Origin of the sequence: Pantoea sp. At-9b (genome assembly GCF_000175935.2) — a bacterium.
Taxonomy (GTDB): domain Bacteria; phylum Pseudomonadota; class Gammaproteobacteria; order Enterobacterales; family Enterobacteriaceae; genus Pantoea.
Genome location: NC_014837.1, coordinates 3985283 through 4003433 on the forward strand (window position 1 = coordinate 3985283; position 18151 = coordinate 4003433).

The following is an 18151-nucleotide window of genomic DNA, read 5'->3' on the forward strand; positions in this document are numbered from 1 at the left end:
GTCGGGTTATGCCAGAGCTTTGTCATCCATCAGAAATGAAACCGCCGCACTAAGGCGGCGGTAGGCAGATTACTGCGCTTTCTTATCAGCAGCGGCCGGAGCCTGTGCTTTGTCATCGGCTTTCGGCGCCGGTTTGATATCAAGCAGCTCGACATCAAACACCAGCGTTGAGTTCGCCGGAATACCCGGCACGCCGTTTTTACCGTAGGCCAACTGCGGTGGGATGACCAGCTTGATCTTACCGCCTTTCTTCACGTGCTTCAGACCTTCGGTCCAGCCCGGAATAACGCCGTCCAGACGGAATGACAGCGGCTCGCCACGGGTATAGGAGTTATCGAACTCCGTACCGTCAATCAGGGTGCCTTTGTAGTTCACGACAACGGTGTCGCTGTCTTTCGGTGCGTCGCCAGTACCTTCTTTCTCAACCTGATACAGCAGGCCGGATTCGGTTTTCTTCACGCCCTTCTCTTTGGCAAATTTGTCAGCAAAAGCGGTGCCTTTATCCGCATTCTCTTTCGCGTCTTTTTCCATCTTCGCCTGAGCAGCGCCCTTCACACGGCCTTCGAAAGCCTGCAGGGTTTGCTCGATCTCTTCGTCAGAGAGTTTGCTCTTGCCGCCGAATGCGTCCTGAACACCCGCAATCAGCTGCTGTTTGTCCAGCTTGATGCCAAGTTTCTCTTGTTCCTTCAGAGAGTTGTCCATGTAGCGACCCAGAGAGGCGCCCAGCGCATAGGCTGATTGCTGATCTTCATTTTTGAAGGCAGCATTTTTCGGTGCCTGCGGCGCTGCCTGAGCAGCATCGGTCGGCGCAGTGGTCGCTTCTGCTGCCATAGCCAGCGGTGCATTCAGTGCGATGGCCATGGTGGTAGCTAACAATGTGACTTTAAACAGTGATTTCATCCTTTCTCCAAAACCGAAGCCTCTCGCCCCGGGAATCATTGCGGACTGTGGCCCACACTATAACTTTACGTGGCAGCGGCGAACACTCCCACAACGTAATTATCCGGTCAACCTCTGACCTTTTTTGCATCAGGAAGTTTCATCAGAGATGGTGGCATAATGTCCATATTCAAGCACCCTGGCGGATTTCCGCAAAAAACCAGACGATTCTAAAGCAAAACACCGTAGAATCTCGCCCGCAATACGCAAGCACCGTTCTATGAGGAGAGATGATGGAACAAGCAGAATGGGAGCAACGCCTTGAGGCGCTGGAGAGCAAGCTGGCTTTTCAGGAACACACCATTGATCAACTCAATCAGACGGTGGTTCAGCATGAGCTGGAAATGAGCAAACTGCGCGAACAGGTGCGTTTGCTGGTGGATAAGGTCAAGGCTGCTGCGCCGTCCATGATTGCCTCGCAATCAGAAGAAACCCCGCCGCCGCACTACTAAAGAAAAGGCCACCGCGAAGGTGGCCCTGCAATGCTTAGTGGTTGCAACCGCAACCGCCGTGGCCGCCGCAGCCGCCATGGCCGTGATCATGATCGTGGTCGTGATCATGATCATGATCGTGGTGATGACCGTGCTCACCGTGAACGTGGCCGTGCGCCAGCTCTTCCGGCGTCGCTTCACGAATCGCCACCACTTCAACGTTGAAGTTCAGGTTCTGACCGGCCAGCATGTGGTTACCATCAACCACCACGTGCTCGTCTTCAACTTCAGTGATTTCAACCGGTACCGGACCCTGATCGGTTTCCGCCAGGAAGCGCATACCTACCTGCAGCTCGTCCACGCCCATGAACACGTCTTTCGGTACGCGTTGTACCAGGTTGTCATCATACTGACCGTAAGCGTCGTTTGCCGGGATATGCACGTCAAACTTGTCGCCTGGCTCATGATTTTCCAGCGCTTTTTCCAGACCAGAAATCAGGGAACCATGACCGTGCAGATAATCCAACGGTGCACTCACCGGTGACTCGTCAACCAACACACCGTCTTCGGTACGAACCTGATACGCCAGGCTCACCACCAGGTCTTTTGCTACTTTCATGATATCTCCTAACCGTTGAGAACTGCGAATCCCGTCTCATTGGTCCATTTTTGCGAGCAAAAACACCAACCAGAAAGGTTCAAGACTGAGGATGCTGACAACGCAATGCCGCATACTGCTCAGCGTTAATGGCGCCGATTGTAGCGGAATTCAATCCCGCTGTAAGTTTAAGCTTAAAAAAAGCTGCGCCATCACGCTACTCGGGATGAAAAATGCCGATCACCTGCTCCTGACTCCGCACCTGATCGCGCACCTGCTTATCAGCTTCACGCATCTGGTGCCCGCATTTCACGCATTCCACCACATCCACATTGTTTTCACGCCACATCGCCAGCGTGTCCTTCTGCTGACAGTGCGGGCATACCGCACCGGCAATAAAACGTTTACGCATTCTGATTCCTGCCCGTCAAAAACGGATAAGGTAAGTGTAGTTACTCATCATCCCAGCCATCAAACTGACGTTTTTCATGCTGCATTTCGCGCTGGAAGATATCCTCCAGCTCGCGCCGCGCCTCCCGCACGCGGGAAACGGTCGCGCTGTCGCTCTGGTTTGGCACCAGTTCGCGCAGCATACGCATATCCAGACGGCGGAAATGATGTTGCGCGCGCTGCGCCTGATGCGGATGCATACCCAGAGAAATCAGCGCCTTGCGCCCCAATTCCAGCGCACTGGAGAAGGTTTCACGCGAGAACAGCGTCACGCCTGCCTGCAACAGCTCGTGCGCTTCCACACGACCACGCGCCCGCGCCAGAATCTTCAGCTGTGGGAAATGCTGCTGGCAGAGATGCACAATGGTCATGGCATCTTCCGGTTCATTACAGGTGATAACGATCGATTGTGCCGTCGCGGCCCCCGCCGCACGCAGCAGCTCCAGTTCGGTCGCATCACCATAATAAACCTTGTAGCCATATTTGCGCATCAGGCTGACGGCCGAGATATCGCGTTCCAGCACCGTGATGCGTTTGTTATTCGCCATCAACAAACGTCCCACTACCTGACCAAAACGACCAAAGCCGACCACAATCACCTGCGGCTGATCATCTTCAACAAACGGCTTCTCGCTATCGTCTTCCGGCTCATTAAAGCGATGCGCCAGCAGGCGATCAACCCCCTGCATCAGCAATGGCGTGGTCATCATCGACAAGGTCACCGTCACCAGCAGCAACGGTAGCTGGTCGCCACTGAACAGCTTCGCCGACGCCGCCGCAGAGAACAACACAAAGGCAAATTCACCGCCCTGACTCAGCACCCCGGCGAACTGCTGACGCTCCGAGCTGCGCAGGCCATACACCCGCGCCAGCACGTACAGCACCAGGATTTTCACCACCACCAGAATCACCACGCCAAGTAAAATTTCGACGATGTGGGTGTAGAGCACGCCGAGATTAAGCGCCATGCCGACGGAGATAAAGAACAGCCCCAGCAACAAACCTTTAAACGGTTCGATTGCTACTTCGAGTTCATGACGATACTCACTTTCCGCCAGCAGGATACCGGCAATAAACGTGCCCAGCGCCATCGACAGGCCCAGAGCATCCATAAACAGCGCCGAACCGAGCACCAACAACAGCGATGCCGCCGTAAAGACTTCCCGGACGCCAGACGCCGCAATAAAGCGGAAAATCGGACGCAACAGAAAACGGCCGCCAACCAGCATCCCGGCAAACGCCAGCACCTTCATCCCGACTTTTAACCAGTCCACATGACCGCTGTCGCCACCGGCCAGCAAGGGCACCAGCGCCAGTGCCGGGATCACCGCCAGATCCTGGAACAGCAATACCGAGAAGCCGAGCTGCCCGGCCTCGCTGCGGTTCATGCCTTTATCACGCATCAACTGCAACGCCATCGCCGTGGATGACATCGCCAGACCAATACCGCCAATCACCGCGGCCTGCCAGGAGAAATCGGTCAGCCACAACAAAACACCGAGAATCGCGGCGGAAATCAGCACCTGAGCCGCGCCCACGCCAAAAATCGACCGCCGCAGCGCCCAGAGTTTTGCCGGGTTCAGCTCCAGGCCGATGATAAACATCAGGAACACCACGCCCAGTTCGGAGAAGTGCAGAATCTCATCCACATCGCTGATGAAACCCAGCCCCCAGGGGCCAATGGCGATACCTGCCAACAGGTAGCCCAGCACCGCACCGATCCCTAGGCGTGCAGCGATCGGCACAATCAGCACCGCCGCCACCAGATAGATGACGCCAGCGGTAAGCAGCGTTTGTCCTTCCATTACGCACCTCCCTGCGGCAACGGCGAAGAGAGCCAGTCGCTGTAAGCCTGGGCAAAATTGCGTAGCACGGCTGGCGTCTGGCGTCGCGCCCAGTAGATCACCATCGGCGTCATCCAGTGCATGCGGCACATCTGTGCCGTCAGCTCAAACGGCCGCATAATGTCACTCATCGGGTAACGATTCAGTCCCTGCTGTGAATAGGCCGTTTCCGGCTCACCGGTAGTGACCACACTGCGCCAGTACTTGCCTTCCAGCGCATTGCCATCCACGCCGCTGGCAAAGCCACGCGACAACACGCGGTCCAGCCACTCCTTCAGCAACGCCGGGCAGCTGTAGGTATAAAGCGGATGCTGGAAAACCACGATTTGATGTTCACGCAGCAGCTGCTGTTCATAGTGAATATCGATAAAAAAATCCGGATAGTGGGCGTATAAATCGTGCACCGTGACGTGGTCCAGTTCCATAGCCGACTGCAGCAAAACCCGATTAGCAATCGAATCCTGTGATTCCGGATGGGCGTAAAGCAGCAGGATTTTGGGTGGCTGCGACATCGTTCCCCTCCAAAGCGTCGTCATCGTGCAGGAATTCCGCTACCATGCTCGACGCAACTAACAGTTCATCTAATTATGTTGCCAGTAAATTAACATATTCTGACGATACGGCGCTTATGATTGTCTTCTCCTCGTTACAAATTCGCCGCGGCACCAACGTGCTGCTGGATAACGCAACCGCGACCATTAACCCCGGCCAGAAAGTCGGCCTGGTGGGCAAAAACGGCTGCGGGAAATCCACGCTGTTATCTCTGCTCAAAGGTGAAATGAGCAGTGATGCCGGTAGCGCCACCTTCCCGGGCAACTGGGCGTTGGCATGGGTCAATCAGGAAACCCCGGCGTTGAGTAAAGCCGCGCTGGAATATGTTATCGACGGCAACCGCGAATATCGTCAGCTGGAATCCGAATTAGCCGATGCCAATGCACGCAATGATGGCAATGCCATCGCGTTGTTACATGGCAAGCTCGATGCCGTGCAGGCCTGGAGTATCCACGCCCGCGCCTCCAGTCTGTTGCACGGTCTGGGTTTCAGTCAGGAGCAACTCCAGCGCCCGGTGAGTGACTTCTCCGGTGGCTGGCGTATGCGTCTTAACCTGGCCCAGGCGCTGGTGTGCCGTTCCGACTTGCTGCTGCTCGATGAACCCACCAACCACCTCGATCTTGATGCGGTGATCTGGCTGGAGCGCTGGCTGAAAAGTTACGAAGGCACGCTGATCCTGATTTCGCATGACCGCGACTTCCTCGATCCGGTGGTGGATAAGATCATCCACATCGAACAGCAAACGATGTTTGAGTACACCGGTAACTACAGCTCGTTTGAACGCCAGCGCGTCGCCAAACTGGCACAACAACAGGCGCTGTATCAGAGCCAGCAGGAAAAAGTGGCGCACCTGCAAAGTTATATCGATCGTTTCCGCGCGCAGGCCACCAAAGCCAAACAGGCGCAGAGCCGGATCAAAATGCTGGAGCGCATGGAACTGATTGCCCCGGCACACGTTGATAACCCGTTCAGCTTTAGCTTCCGCCCGCCGGAGAGCCTGCCCAATCCCTTGCTGAAAATGGAAAAAGTCACTGCAGGCTACGGCGATCGCATCATTCTGGATGCCATCAAACTTAACCTGGTGCCGGGTTCGCGTATTGGCCTGCTGGGGCGGAATGGCGCAGGTAAATCGACGCTGATCAAGCTGCTGGCCGGTGAGCTTTCCCCGATTGATGGTGAAATTGGTCTGGCGAAAGGCATCAAGCTGGGTTATTTCGCCCAGCATCAGCTGGAATTTTTACGTGCCGATGAGTCGCCGTTGCAGCATCTGGCACGTATCGCGCCGAAAACCCTGGAGCAGCAACTACGCGATTATCTGGGTGGATTTGGCTTCCAGGGCGATAAAGTCAGTGAAGTCACCGAGCGCTTCTCCGGCGGTGAGAAAGCCCGTCTGGTGCTGGCGTTAATCGTCTGGCAACGCCCCAACCTGCTGCTGCTTGACGAACCCACTAACCACCTCGATCTCGACATGCGTCAGGCACTGACCGAAGCGCTGATTGATTTTGAAGGTGCGCTGGTGGTGGTCTCGCATGACCGTCATCTGCTGCGCGCCACCACCGACGACCTCTATCTGGTGCACGATCGTAAAGTGGATATCTTCGAAGGCGATCTCGAAGATTACCAGCAGTGGCTGAGCGATCTGCAAAAACAGCAGGCACAACAGGATGCTGCCCCGAAGCAGGACAGCGGCAACAGCGCCCAGGCACGTAAAGATCAGAAACGCCGTGACGCGGAGCTACGCGCCCAGACCCAACCGCTGCGCAAAGAGATTGAGAAACTCGAAAAGCAGATGGCGAAGTGGCAGAGCCAGTTGAGTGAAGCTGAGCAACTGCTGTCCGACAGCGCTATTTATGATCAGAGCCGCAAAGCGGATCTGACCGCTGCGCTCCAGCGCCAGGCAGAGAGTAAATCAGCGCTGGAAGAGGTAGAAATGGCGTGGCTGGATGCTCAGGAACAGCTGGAGCAGATGCTGGCTGCTGATTAAGAACACATTTCGTAGCGGCGCGATTTATCGCGCTCTTTTGACCTTATACTCTGGCAAAGACCGCGCGATAAATCGCGCCGCTACAATCGGTTAAACCGGGACATCCCCTAAAACGGTGGCGCGATGCATCACCCGGCGCGCCGGATAATAATCCGCATTGGCATAATGCTGCGTCACGCGGTTATCCCAGATCGCCACATCATTCTCCTGCCAGCGCCAGCGCACCTGAAACTCCGGCTTGGTAATGTGGGCAAACAGGAAGTTCAATAGCGCATCGCTCTCCTTCTCCTGCAACCCAATCAACCGCGTGGTGAACCCTTCATTGACGAACAGCGCCTTACGGCCGCTGACCGGATGGGTGCGGATTACCGGATGCGTCACCGGCGGATGCTTCGCCACCGCCTGCTGCCAGCGCTGATGCTCTTCCTCGGTTTTGCGATATTTGAACTCCTGGAATGACTTTTTAAAATCGTGCTCGGCCTGTAAGCCGCTCAACAAGGTTTTAAAGGGCTCAGATAACGCCTCATACGCCGCAATGCCGCTGGCCCATAAGGTATCACCACCGCTTTCCGGCAGCAGTTTCGACGCCAGAATGGCAATCGCCGGGGGCGTGGTGATAAAGGTGACATCGGTGTGCCAGTTGTCATTATCCGGCGGATTGTCCTGATGGGTATCCAGCACGATAATTTCCTCCACGCCCGGCGCATGAGGGTAAACCGGGTGGATATGTAGATCGCCGAAACGCACCGCCAGCGCACGTTGCTGCTCAGGCGTAATCACCTGATTACGCAGAAACAACACCTGATGGCGCAGCAGACCATGATAAAGCTGTTCAAATTGCGCATCGCTCAGCGGACGGCTGAGATCCACATCGCTTACCTGCGCACCGATATTCGGCCCCAGCGCGGTAAAAGTCACACGTTCGTTCATTGCTGTTCTCCATTCCACGGCGTCAGGCGGCGCTGCAAGGCGCGCAGACCCAGTTCTAAACTAAAAGCGATCAAGGCAATCACCAGGATGCCCGCCAGCACCACATCGGTCGCCAGAAACTCTCCCGCCGACTGCACCATAAAACCGAGGCCACGGGTGGCGGCAATCAGCTCGGCGGCCACCAGCGTTGACCACCCCACGCCAAGACCAATACGCAACCCGGTCAGAATTTCCGGCAACGCACCCGGCAAAATCACCCAGCGCAGCAGTTGCCAGCGCGTCGCACCCAGCGCCTGCGCAGCACGGATACGCACCTGTTGCGCATTTTTCACCCCTGCCAACGTCGATAAGGTGACTGGCGCGAAAATCGCCAGGTAAATCAGTAAGATTTTCGAGGTTTCACCAATGCCAAACCAAATCACCATCAATGGCAGATAAGCCAGCGGCGGCACCGGACGATAGAGTTCAATCAAGGGATCAAGCAGCCCACGGATCGCCGGGCTCAGTCCCATCGCAATGCCGACCGGAATGCCGATCAGTGCCGCAAAGAACAATGCCACCAGCATGCGTGCCAGGCTGGCACCGAGATGCTGCCACAATGTGGCATCCATAAAGCCCTGCGGGCTGGCAATCAACAGCAGCTTTTTCAGTACCTGCTGCGGCGCGGGCAGAAACAGCGGCGCGATCAAGCCCAACGCCGTCACGCCCCACCACACCAGCAGCAACAGCGCGACGCTCAGCAGACTGAGCGACAGCTGACGGGAGAACGGCCAACGCAAGCCACGACGGCGGCCTGCCGCACGTGCTTTGTCATCAATCAATGCGCTCATGCAAACGCCTCCCGCTGGGCAAATACCTGATTCAATACGTATTCGCGGCGTTCAATAAACGCCGGGTCGGATTTGATGCTGCGGCAAGGCTCACCATCAGCAAAGCGCTGACCAAAATCGAGTTTCAACCGTTCGACCACGCGTCCAGGCCCTGGTGACAGCAGTACCAACTCGCTGGCAAGAAAAACCGCTTCCTCAATGTCGTGAGTAATCAACAGGATCTGCTTACCGGTATCACGCCACAGCGTCAGCAACAGGGTTTGCATCTGCTCACGGGTAAAGGCATCAAGCGCACCAAAGGGTTCATCTAACAGCAGCAGCTGAGGGTCAGCCGCCAGCGCACGGGCAATCCCCACGCGCTGACGTTGACCCCCAGAGAGCTGCCAGATAAAACGCTTTTCCGCTCCTTCCAGCCCAACTTTGCGAATCAGGCGACGGGCGATGGCATGGCGCTCTGCTTTTGCCATTCCCGCCAGTTGCAAACCAAAGGCCACGTTGTCGATCACATTGCGCCACGGCAACAGCCCTTCGTTCTGAAACACCACGCCACGTTCAGCGCCCGGCCCGTTCACCGGCTTGCCATCCAGCGTAATGCTGCCCGACTCCAGCGGCAAAAAACCGGCAATTAAGTTCAGCAGCGTGGTTTTGCCACAGCCCGACGGTCCCAGCACCACCAGCAGTTCACGCTGATCCAGTTGCAGATTGATATCCTGCAACGCCGGTTGTCCGGCGTAACGTGCATTCAGATGGGCGATGCTGAGCATAGGACCTCCGGTTATTTCACTAAGGGGGCAACGAAGCGGGTGGTCACGAAGCTGCTGTAATCACTGGCAGCATCCGGTACCTTGCCCTGCTCTTTCAGGAAGTGTGCGGTATCGACAATCGCCTTATTCACCGGCTGGCCGAGCTGCTCCAGCTGCTGCTGTGCGGTCAGGTAGGTATTGCCCTCCACCAGCCCCGGCACCTGCGCTTCCGGCACGCCGCTCAGACGCGACAGCTTGCTCAGGTTATCCGGCTGCTTCAGCCACTGCTGCGGGTTGTCGATATAGGCTTTCTGCGCGTCCAGCGCGCTGCGGGCAAAGGCGGTGACAATTTCCGGATGCTGCTGGGCAAAATCTTTACGCACCACCCAGACATCCAGCGTCGGTGCACCCCATTTACCCACCTGCGAGGAGTCAGTCAGCACCTTGCCGTCTTTCTCCAGTTCGTTGACCGCCGGTGCCCAGACATAAGCGCCATCAATATCACCCCGTTGCCAGGCAGCAATGATCGCCGGTGGTTGCAGGTTCACCAGTTGCACGTCTGTGGGTTTGATCCCCCAATGCTTAAGCGCTGCCAGCAGGCTGTAATGCGTAGTGGAGATAAAAGGGACGGCGATACGTTTGCCGATCAGATCTTTGGGGTTGTTGATGGATTTTTTCACCACCAGCGCTTCGGAGTTGCCGAGTTGCGAAGCCAGCAGGAAAGCCTCGATCGGCAACTGCTGCGTGGCCGCTACCGCCAGTGGGCTGGAACCGATGTTGCCAATCTGAACATCGCCGGAAGCCAACGCGCGCAACACGCTGGCTCCGCTATCAAACTTACGCCAGTCTACGGTCGCGCCACTCTCTTTGGCGAAGGTGTTATCAGCCTGCGCCACTTTGGCCGGTTCTGCCGAGGTCTGGTACGCCACGGTGACGTTAACCGCCTCCGCCTGGAAGGTCAGTAACGCCAGCGCTGCTGCCAATGTGGTTATGGTTTTTTTTACTGCCATCATCGTACACCCCAATGTTTTTATGTTGGGTGCAGTGTCGCCAGCAGTAATGGTTTCATAAAGGAATTAAAAATTATCCCTAATGAAAATCGGTTCTTAGGCAATCATCGGGCAAGACTATGCAAAATACGCAAATAGAAAAAAGGCGCGTTACACGCGCCTCGGGTTAACTCAGTGCCAAATCAACAGCACGCAGGCGGCGGTCAGCAGCCCCATCGCCAGGTTAAAGATTTTCCACGCGCGCGGGCTGCGCAGCAGACGGCCAATCAACGAGCCGAAGCCCATCCAGATCACCCCGGAGACCACATTCACCAGCGCCATACCAATACTGATGGCCACCACGGAGTGCAGATACGCCGCACCCGCCAGGCTAAAGCTGGCAACCGCACCCAGCGCCATCAGCCACGCCTTCGGGTTGATCAGTTGCAATAAGCCACCCTGCCAGAATGGCGTGGGCACCGGCGGGGCCGAATCGGTGTCCAGTTGCTCATACTCGGCAGTGGCGATTTTCCACGCCAGCCACAACAGATACAGGCTACCGGCGATTTTAAGAACCAGATGTAAGGCAGGATAGAGTAGGATAAGGCCACCCACGCCAAAGGCCACCATCAGCAGCATCGCCTGCATACCGATCATGATGCCGATTAACAACGGAAAGGTGCGCAGAAAGCCAAAGTTGGCAGCGGAGGCGGTAAGTAACATATTATTAGGCCCTGGCGTGATCGCAGCGACCCAGAGAAAGCCCAGCATTGACAAAAACAGACTCAGTTCCATGTTGATTAGGGTGCTCCTCACCCAGGACAGCCAAAAAACCCATCGAAACTATCAGCGAGATATGCATCAGACAAGCGTTTACCACAGTAATTTTGACTTACCGCCCAGTGAGGACTTCGTTCCTCTTAGCGGTTTTCGTAATCCGCACCTGCAAACTCTGCTGCCGCGTCTGCTCAGGCGGCGTGTCACCCTGCGCCCACACTGGCAGCGACTCGATTTGCCGGACGGTGATTTTGTCGATCTTGCGTGGAGTGAAAATCCCGCTCAGGCGGCGCATAAACCCCGCATGGTGCTGTTCCATGGTTTAGAAGGCAGCTTCCACAGCCCCTATGCTCACGGTCTGATGCAGGCATGTCAGGCGCGCGGCTGGCTGGCCGTAGTGATGCATTTTCGCGGCTGTAGCGGCGAACCGAATCGTCTGCATCGGATTTACCACTCCGGCGAAACAGAGGATGCCAGCTACTTTCTGCGCTGGCTCAAGCGCGAATGGGGGGATGTGCCAACCACGGCGGTCGGCGTATCGCTGGGCGGTAATATGCTGGCGTGTCTGACCGGTCTGGAGGGGAGTGATGCGCCGCTCGATGCGGCGGTTGCCATCTCAGCCCCGCTGCTGCTGGAACCCTGTAGCCAGAAGCTGGAGAACGGCTTCTCACGTTTTTATCAGCACTACCTGCTGACGCAACTGAAGAAGAACGCCAAACGGAAGCTGAAAGCCTGGCCCGGCACGCTGCCGGTGGATTTACGTGAACTGCGCGCCCTGCGCCGGTTGCGTGACTTTGACGATGCGGTCACCTCACGGGCGCACGGTTTCGTGGATGCCGGTGACTATTATCATCGGGCCAGCGCCATGCCGCTGTTGACCGGGGTGCGTAAGCCGCTGCTGATCATTCACGCCAAAGACGATCCCTTTATGACCGACGCGGTGATACCGCAGCCGGAGCAACTGTCGCCCTCGATTCAATATCAGCTCACGCAACAAGGCGGCCATGTCGGTTTTGTCGGCGGAACGCTGCTGCGACCGCAAATGTGGCTGGAACAACGTGTGCCGCAGTGGTTATCAACTTATCTGGATGTATGATCGTGATTATTCCGTGGCAACAACTCGACCCTGAAACGCTGGAAAACCTGATTGAAGCCTTTGTATTACGCGAAGGCACCGACTACGGTGAACAGGAGCGCAGTCTGGCGCAAAAAGTCGCTGATGTGCGTCGCCAGCTGGAACGCGGTGACGCGGTGCTGGTGTGGTCAGAACTGCACGAAACCGTCAATATCATGGCGCGCGGTGAATTTCGCGGCTAATGCACATCCCGGCTTTTCGTGCTAACAATGCTCATCGCCGGATTTCACAGGGAGCTTTGTTATGTCAGCCAGGCATCCGATCATTGCCGTTACCGGTTCCAGCGGTGCCGGAACCACCACCACCAGCCTCGCCTTCCGCAAAATATTTCAGCAGCTGAATCTGCATGCCGCTGAATTGGAAGGTGACAGTTTCCATCGCTATACGCGCCCGGAAATGGACATGGCGATCCGCAAAGCGCGCGATCTGGGCCGTCATATCAGCTATTTCGGGCCAGAAGCGAACGATTTTGGTCTGCTGGAGCAGACGTTTGAGCAGTACGGTAAAACCGGCCTCGGCCAGTCGCGCAAATATCTGCATACCTATGACGAAGCCGTGCCGTGGAACCAGGTGCCCGGTACTTTCACGCCGTGGCAGCCGCTGCCGGAAAACACCGATGTGTTGTTCTATGAAGGTTTGCATGGCGGCGTGGTGACGCAGCAGCACAACGTGGCTGAGCATGTCGATTTACTGGTGGGTGTGGTACCGATCGTTAACCTTGAGTGGATTCAAAAGCTGGTGCGCGATACCAGTGAACGCGGCCATTCACGCGAAGCGGTGATGGATTCGGTGGTACGTTCGATGGAGGATTACATCAACTTCATCACCCCACAGTTCTCGCGTACCCACATCAACTTCCAGCGCGTGCCGACCGTCGACACGTCGAACCCGTTTGCCGCGCGTGAAATTCCGTCCCTGGATGAAAGCTTTGTGGTGATCCATTTCCGTGGACTGGAAGGCATTGCCTTCCCTTACCTGCTGGCGATGATTCAGGATTCCTTTATCTCGCATATGAACACCCTGGTGGTGCCCGGCGGCAAAATGGGGCTGGCGATGGAGCTGATTATGACGCCGCTGGTGCAACGCCTGATTGAAGGCAAACGCATCAAGTAAGCCAAATTTTTCGTAGCGGCGCGATTTATCACGCGATCCCGGAATCGCTGCGGGAAAAATCGGCGCGATAAATCGCCTGACCGTGCATGCTGCACGAAAAAATCCGCGCGATAAATCGCGCCGCTACGTTCGTGCTAAAGTTCAACCACCTCATAGCTGTGGGTAATTTCTACCCCTTTGCCCAGCATAATCGCCACCGAGCAATACTTCTCCGCCGACAGATCAACCGCCCGCGCCACCGCTTTGTCGCCCAGCGCTTTGCCGCTGACAATAAAATGCAGGTTGATATGTGTGAAAATGCGTGGTGCTTCTTCACGACGTTCCGAGGTCAGTTTTACCTCACAATCCGCCACGTCATTGCGCCCTTTTTGCAGGATCGACACCACATCAATCGCGCTGCAACCGCCCGCAGCCATCAGCACCATCTCCATCGGACTCGGTGCTTTGTCGCCCGAATTGCCATCCATTAATATCTGATGACCTGATGAGGATTCTCCGAGAAAGGTAAGCCCTTCCACCCATTTGACCCGTGCCTGCATTATTCTTTCTCCTGAATCGGCTGATTTGCCGCCAGAGTACGCTTTCACCTGAGAAACAGCAATCCAGACTAATCGCCCTTTTGCTGAAGCGAGACAACAGAAGACAGCTAGCAAAAGCTGTGCTACAAACAGTGCTGAAAATATTTTCGTCGCAATAGACGAAGGCGGGAAGAATCAGAAGCCTGGCTTAAGAGTCCACCCGAATAATTTTCCTTTACAGGAAGCGCTCTACGATTTCACCGCCTGACAGGGAAAACTGCCCCCTGTGTTTTGGGCACGATTACAACAGAGGATAATAGCGAATGGTTCTCGGCAAACCGCAAACAGACCCTACACTCGAATGGTTCCTGTCCCATTGCCATATTCACAAATATCCATCCAAAAGCACCCTGATTCATCAGGGTGAGAAAGCGGAAACGCTCTACTACATCGTGAAAGGTGCCGTTGCGGTGCTGATTAAAGATGAAGAAGGCAAAGAGATGATCCTCTCCTACCTCAATCAGGGGGATTTCATCGGCGAGCTTGGCCTGTTTGAAGAAGGTCAGGAACGCAGTGCCTGGGTTAGAGCGAAAACTGCCTGCGAAGTGGCTGAAATTTCCTACAAAAAATTCCGTCAGCTGATTCAGGTAAACCCGGATATTTTAATGCGTCTTTCGGCGCAGATGGCGCGTCGCCTGCAGGTGACATCAGAAAAAGTAGGCAACCTTGCCTTCCTTGATGTGACCGGCCGCATTGCGCAGACGCTGCTCAATCTGGCCAAGCAGCCTGATGCCATGACCCACCCGGACGGGATGCAGATCAAAATCACCCGTCAGGAAATTGGTCAGATCGTCGGCTGCTCACGCGAGACAGTTGGCCGTATTCTGAAAATGCTGGAAGATCAAAACCTGATCTCCGCACATGGTAAAACCATCGTCGTTTACGGCACCCGCTAATTTCTTCTCACCCACGGCGTGATGGCAGCATCGCGCCGTTTTTGTCTGCGATGAGCTGATGTGGCGTCGAATCATCTATCATCCCGAGGTTAACTACGCCCTGCGGCAAACGCTGGTGCTGTGCCTGCCCGTGGCTCTCGGCTGGCTGTTTGGCGATCTGCAAAAAGGCTTGCTGTTTTCCTTAGTGCCGGCCTGCTGCAACATCGCCGGTCTTGATACGCCGCATAAACGTTTCTTCAAACGCCTGGTTATTGGCGGTTCCCTGTTTGCGACCGGCAGCTTCCTGATTCAATGGCTGACGGATTATCACGTCCCCTTGCCGCTGATTCTGCTGGTGCTGCCGTTATTAGTCGGTGTGACCGGCGAGATCAGCCCGTTGCATGGCCGCTTGCTGCCCGCCACGCTGATCGCCTCCATCTTTACCCTGAGCCTGGTAGGCCGCATGCCTATCTGGGTACCACCGCTGCTCTACATTGGCGGCACCTTGTGGTACGGGCTGTTTAACTGGTTCTGGTTCTGGCTGTGGAAAGAGCAGCCGATGCGCGAGTCGCTGAGCCTGTTGTACCGTGAGCTGGCGGATTATTGCGATGCCAAATATACCCTGCTGACCCAGTTGACCGACCCGGAGAAAGCGCTGCCTCCGTTGCTGGCACGCCAACAGAAAGCGGTGGATCTGATCACCACCTGCTATCAGCAAATGCACATGCTGTCGGCCAGCCGGGATAACAGCCATAAACGCCTGACGCGCGCTTTTCAGGTGGCGCTGGATTTGCAGGAACACATCTCCGTTAGCCTGCATCAGCCGGAAGAAGTGCAAAAGCTGGTGGAGCAAAGCCATGCCGAGGCGGTGATTCGCTGGAATGCCAAAACCATCTCCGCCCGCCTGCGTCTGCTGGCCGATGCCATTCTGTATCACCAGTTGCCGGACCGTTTTCAAATGGATAAGCAACTGGGTGCGCTGGAAAAAATTGCCCGTCAGCACCCGGACAATCCGGTGGGTAACTTCTGTCTGTATCATTTCAGCCGCATTGCGCGCGTGTTGCGTACCCAGAAACCGCTGTATACCCGTGACCTGATGGCCGATCGCCAACGCCGCCTGCCGTTTTTTCCGGCGCTGCGCAGCTATCTGTCGCTGAAATCGCCCGCCTTGCGTACCGCGGCCCGCTTTGCCGTGATGCTGATGTTTGGCAGCGCGCTGGCGCTGTTCTTTAACATCCCCAAACCTTACTGGATTCTGATGACCACCATGTTCGTCAGCCAGAATGGCTACAGCGCCACGCGGGTGAGGATTCAACACCGTGCGCTCGGCACCTTTGCCGGGTTGTTGATTGCTGCCGCCTCATTGCGTTTTGCCGTACCGGAATCCATCACCCTGTTATTTATGCTGGCGATCACCCTCGCCAGCTATCTGGTGACGCGTAAATATTACGGCTGGTCGATGATTGGTTTCACGGTGACAGCGGTGTATTCGCTGCAATTGCTGTCGCTGAATGGCGCACAGTTTCTGCTGCCACGCATGATGGATACGCTGATGGGGTGTCTGATTGCCTTTGGCGGCATGATTTGGCTGTGGCCGCAGTGGCAGAGCGGCTTGTTGCGGAAGAACGCGCACGATGCGCTGGAAGCCGATCAGGAAGCCATGCAGCTGTTGCTCGGACCGGAGCAGTCACCGGAGAAACTGGCTTATCAACGCATCAAGGTCAATCAGGCGCACAACGCGATGTTTAACTCGCTGAATCAGGCGATGACCGAGCCAGGCTTTAATTCCCAGTATCTGAAAGATATGCGGCTGTGGGTGACGCACAGCCAGTTTATCGTCGAACACATCAACGCGATGACCATCCTGGCACGCGAGCATACGATGCTGACGCCAAAGCTGGCGGAACGCTATCTGCAATCCTGTGAAATCGCGCTACAACGCTGTCAGCAGCGGCTGGAGCATGATGGCCCCGGTAACGACAGCAATATTCTGGAAGCGCCGGAAAACATCAATGAGGGGGCGGTAACGATTGTCGAGCAGCATGTGAAGCGCATTCTGCAACACCTGAACGTGATGCACACCATCTCTTCGCTGGCATGGAGCCAGCGACCACATCATGGCCGCTGGCTGACCGGGCTACGGGTGAAAAACTGATTACGCCGCCAGCACCTTCTCGATAGCCACCGCGAAGCGCGCCATGCCTTCTTCGATATCGGTCGGTTCAATCACCAGTGACGGCACAAAACGGATCACATCATTGCCAGCGGTCAGAATCATCAGACCTTCGGCGGCGGCGGCATGCAGAATGTCACGCGCTTTGCTGGCGTGTTGTGGCTTCAGCGCTGCGCCAATCAGCAGACCTTTACCACGAATATCCGTGAACAGGTCAAATTTACTGTCCAACGCTTGCAAGGCTGCAACAAACTGCTGACGACGTGATTCAACACCTTCCAGCACGTCAGGGGTGTTGATGATGTCGAGCGCCGTTTCAGCAATCGCGCAGGCCAGCGGGTTACCGCCGTAGGTGGTGCCATGCACGCCGGGTGCCATCACCGAGGCGATTTCATTGGTGGTCAGCATCGCGCTCACCGGGAAACCACCGCCCAGCGCTTTCGCGGTGGTGATGATATCTGGGGTGATGCCGTAATGTTCGTAAGCGAACAGCTTACCGCTACGCCCCATGCCGCTCTGCACTTCGTCCAGCACCAGCAGCGCGTTGTGCTCATCACATAAGGCGCGCAGACCCTGCATAAACTCTGGCGTGGCTGGCATAACACCGCCCTCGCCCTGAATCGGCTCAACCACGATGGCGCAGGTGTGATCGTCGATCACCGCTTTCACTGCCGCCAGGTCGTTGAAAGGGACGTGGACGATATCAGCCGGTTTCGGGCCAAAACCGTCGGAGTATTTCGGCTGGCCACCCACTGACACGGTAAACAACGTGCGTCCGTGGAAAGCGTTGTGGAAGGCGATAATTTTGCTTTTGAACGGGCTGTGTTTTTTGCAGGCGTAGTAACGTGCCAGCTTAAACGCGGCTTCGTTGGCTTCGGCACCGGAGTTACCAAAGAACACGCGCTCGGCAAAGGTCGCGGCAATCAGCTTGCTCGCCAGACGCAGTGCCGGTTCATTGGTAAACACGTTGCTGGTGTGCCACAGGGTTTCGCCCTGAGTTTTCAGTGTCTCCACCAGCGCCGGGTGACAATGGCCCAGCGCAGTCACCGCGATGCCGCCGGAGAAATCGATATATTCTTTGCCCTGCTGATCCCAGACTCGGCTGCCCTTGCCTTTAACCGGCACAAACTGCGCTGGTGCATAAACAGGCAAAATAACGTTATCGAACGTTTCCCGGGTTACCGCTAGCTTTTCTGCTGCCATTGCCTAC

19 protein-coding genes are annotated in these 18151 nt (G+C 56.1%); 7 read left to right on the forward strand and 12 right to left on the reverse strand.

Annotation, left to right across the window (positions count from 1 at the left end; all coding sequences use genetic code 11):
* Window positions 1-69 precede the first annotated feature (69 nt).
* Window positions 70-900: an FKBP-type peptidyl-prolyl cis-trans isomerase gene (fkpA, locus tag PAT9B_RS18435; RefSeq protein ID WP_013510779.1), complete on the reverse strand. Its 831-nt coding sequence runs from the start codon at window positions 898-900 to the stop codon at window positions 70-72.
* A gap of 272 nt (window positions 901-1172) precedes the next feature.
* Here fkpA and PAT9B_RS18440 point away from each other — a divergent pair, with 272 nt between their 5' ends.
* Window positions 1173-1391 carry a protein SlyX gene (locus PAT9B_RS18440; protein ID WP_013510780.1) on the forward strand — a complete coding sequence of 73 codons (219 nt, stop codon included), beginning with the start codon at window positions 1173-1175 and terminating at the stop codon, window positions 1389-1391.
* A 34-nt stretch (window positions 1392-1425) separates the two neighbouring features.
* Here PAT9B_RS18440 and slyD read toward each other — a convergent pair whose 3' ends face one another.
* The 4 genes from slyD to kefG all read right to left on the reverse strand — a co-directional run bounded on the left by slyD (window position 1426) and on the right by kefG (window position 4774).
* Window positions 1426-1989: a peptidylprolyl isomerase gene (gene slyD / locus PAT9B_RS18445; RefSeq protein ID WP_013510781.1), complete on the reverse strand. Its 564-nt coding sequence runs from the start codon at window positions 1987-1989 to the stop codon at window positions 1426-1428.
* Window positions 1990-2185: 196 nt separating this feature from the next.
* Window positions 2186-2386: a YheV family putative zinc ribbon protein gene (locus PAT9B_RS18450; RefSeq protein WP_150105801.1), complete on the reverse strand. Its 201-nt coding sequence runs from the start codon at window positions 2384-2386 to the stop codon at window positions 2186-2188.
* Window positions 2387-2420: 34 nt separating this feature from the next.
* Entirely contained in the window at window positions 2421-4223 is a 1803-nt protein-coding gene (gene kefB, locus PAT9B_RS18455; protein WP_013510783.1) for a glutathione-regulated potassium-efflux system protein KefB, read from the reverse strand.
* Complete coding sequence (kefG, locus tag PAT9B_RS18460) at window positions 4223-4774, reverse strand: glutathione-regulated potassium-efflux system ancillary protein KefG (protein ID WP_013510784.1); 552 nt, start codon at window positions 4772-4774, stop codon at window positions 4223-4225. The genes kefB and kefG overlap by 1 nt, the downstream gene beginning before the upstream one ends.
* A 116-nt stretch (window positions 4775-4890) precedes the next feature.
* Between kefG and PAT9B_RS18465 the strand changes: the two genes are divergently transcribed.
* Window positions 4891-6798, forward strand: a complete 1908-nt coding sequence (locus tag PAT9B_RS18465) for an ABC transporter ATP-binding protein (protein WP_041526012.1) — start codon at window positions 4891-4893, stop codon at window positions 6796-6798.
* Between the two features lie 90 nt (window positions 6799-6888).
* On the opposite strand, the gene tauD is transcribed toward PAT9B_RS18465, so the two are convergent.
* The 5 genes from tauD to PAT9B_RS18490 all read right to left on the reverse strand — a co-directional run bounded on the left by tauD (window position 6889) and on the right by PAT9B_RS18490 (window position 11085).
* Window positions 6889-7728 (reverse strand): taurine dioxygenase, encoded by an 840-nt coding sequence (tauD, locus tag PAT9B_RS18470; RefSeq protein ID WP_013510786.1) that lies wholly within the window; start codon window positions 7726-7728, stop codon window positions 6889-6891.
* Window positions 7725-8558 carry a taurine ABC transporter permease TauC gene (gene tauC / locus PAT9B_RS18475; RefSeq protein WP_013510787.1) on the reverse strand — a complete coding sequence of 278 codons (834 nt, stop codon included), beginning with the start codon at window positions 8556-8558 and terminating at the stop codon, window positions 7725-7727. The genes tauD and tauC overlap by 4 nt, the downstream gene beginning before the upstream one ends.
* Window positions 8555-9322, reverse strand: a complete 768-nt coding sequence (gene tauB / locus PAT9B_RS18480) for a taurine ABC transporter ATP-binding subunit (protein ID WP_013510788.1) — start codon at window positions 9320-9322, stop codon at window positions 8555-8557. The genes tauC and tauB overlap by 4 nt, the downstream gene beginning before the upstream one ends.
* 11 nt (window positions 9323-9333) lie before the next feature.
* The gene (tauA, locus tag PAT9B_RS18485; RefSeq protein ID WP_013510789.1) at window positions 9334-10314 is read right to left on the reverse strand and encodes a taurine ABC transporter substrate-binding protein; all 981 of its coding nucleotides are present in this window, start codon (window positions 10312-10314) and stop codon (window positions 9334-9336) included.
* A gap of 168 nt (window positions 10315-10482) precedes the next feature.
* Complete coding sequence (locus PAT9B_RS18490) at window positions 10483-11085, reverse strand: LysE family translocator (RefSeq protein WP_013510790.1); 603 nt, start codon at window positions 11083-11085, stop codon at window positions 10483-10485.
* A 61-nt stretch (window positions 11086-11146) separates the two neighbouring features.
* On the opposite strand from PAT9B_RS18490, the gene PAT9B_RS18495 reads away from it, so the two are divergent.
* The 3 genes from PAT9B_RS18495 (at window position 11147) to PAT9B_RS18505 (ending at window position 13315) form a co-directional block, all read left to right on the forward strand.
* Complete coding sequence (locus PAT9B_RS18495; protein ID WP_013510791.1) at window positions 11147-12163, forward strand: hydrolase; 1017 nt, start codon at window positions 11147-11149, stop codon at window positions 12161-12163.
* A 2-nt stretch (window positions 12164-12165) separates the two neighbouring features.
* Window positions 12166-12384, forward strand: coding sequence for a YheU family protein (locus PAT9B_RS18500; protein WP_041526013.1), 219 nt, complete (start codon window positions 12166-12168; stop codon window positions 12382-12384).
* 61 nt (window positions 12385-12445) lie between these two features.
* Entirely contained in the window at window positions 12446-13315 is an 870-nt protein-coding gene (locus tag PAT9B_RS18505) for a phosphoribulokinase (protein WP_013510793.1), read from the forward strand.
* Window positions 13316-13449: 134 nt separating this feature from the next.
* Here PAT9B_RS18505 and PAT9B_RS18510 read toward each other — a convergent pair whose 3' ends face one another.
* On the reverse strand, window positions 13450-13854 hold the full coding sequence (locus PAT9B_RS18510; protein ID WP_013510794.1) for an OsmC family protein: 405 nt from the start codon (window positions 13852-13854) through the stop codon (window positions 13450-13452).
* Between the two features lie 302 nt (window positions 13855-14156).
* Between PAT9B_RS18510 and crp the strand changes: the two genes are divergently transcribed.
* Together crp and PAT9B_RS18520 are read left to right on the forward strand one after the other, a co-directional pair.
* Window positions 14157-14789 (forward strand): cAMP-activated global transcriptional regulator CRP, encoded by a 633-nt coding sequence (gene crp, locus PAT9B_RS18515; RefSeq protein WP_013510795.1) that lies wholly within the window; start codon window positions 14157-14159, stop codon window positions 14787-14789.
* Between the two features lie 58 nt (window positions 14790-14847).
* The gene (locus tag PAT9B_RS18520) at window positions 14848-16923 is read left to right on the forward strand and encodes a YccS/YhfK family putative transporter (protein WP_013510796.1); all 2076 of its coding nucleotides are present in this window, start codon (window positions 14848-14850) and stop codon (window positions 16921-16923) included.
* On the opposite strand, the gene PAT9B_RS18525 is transcribed toward PAT9B_RS18520, so the two are convergent.
* Window positions 16924-18144, reverse strand: coding sequence for an aspartate aminotransferase family protein (locus PAT9B_RS18525; protein WP_013510797.1), 1221 nt, complete (start codon window positions 18142-18144; stop codon window positions 16924-16926).
* Window positions 18145-18151: the final 7 nt, after the last annotated feature.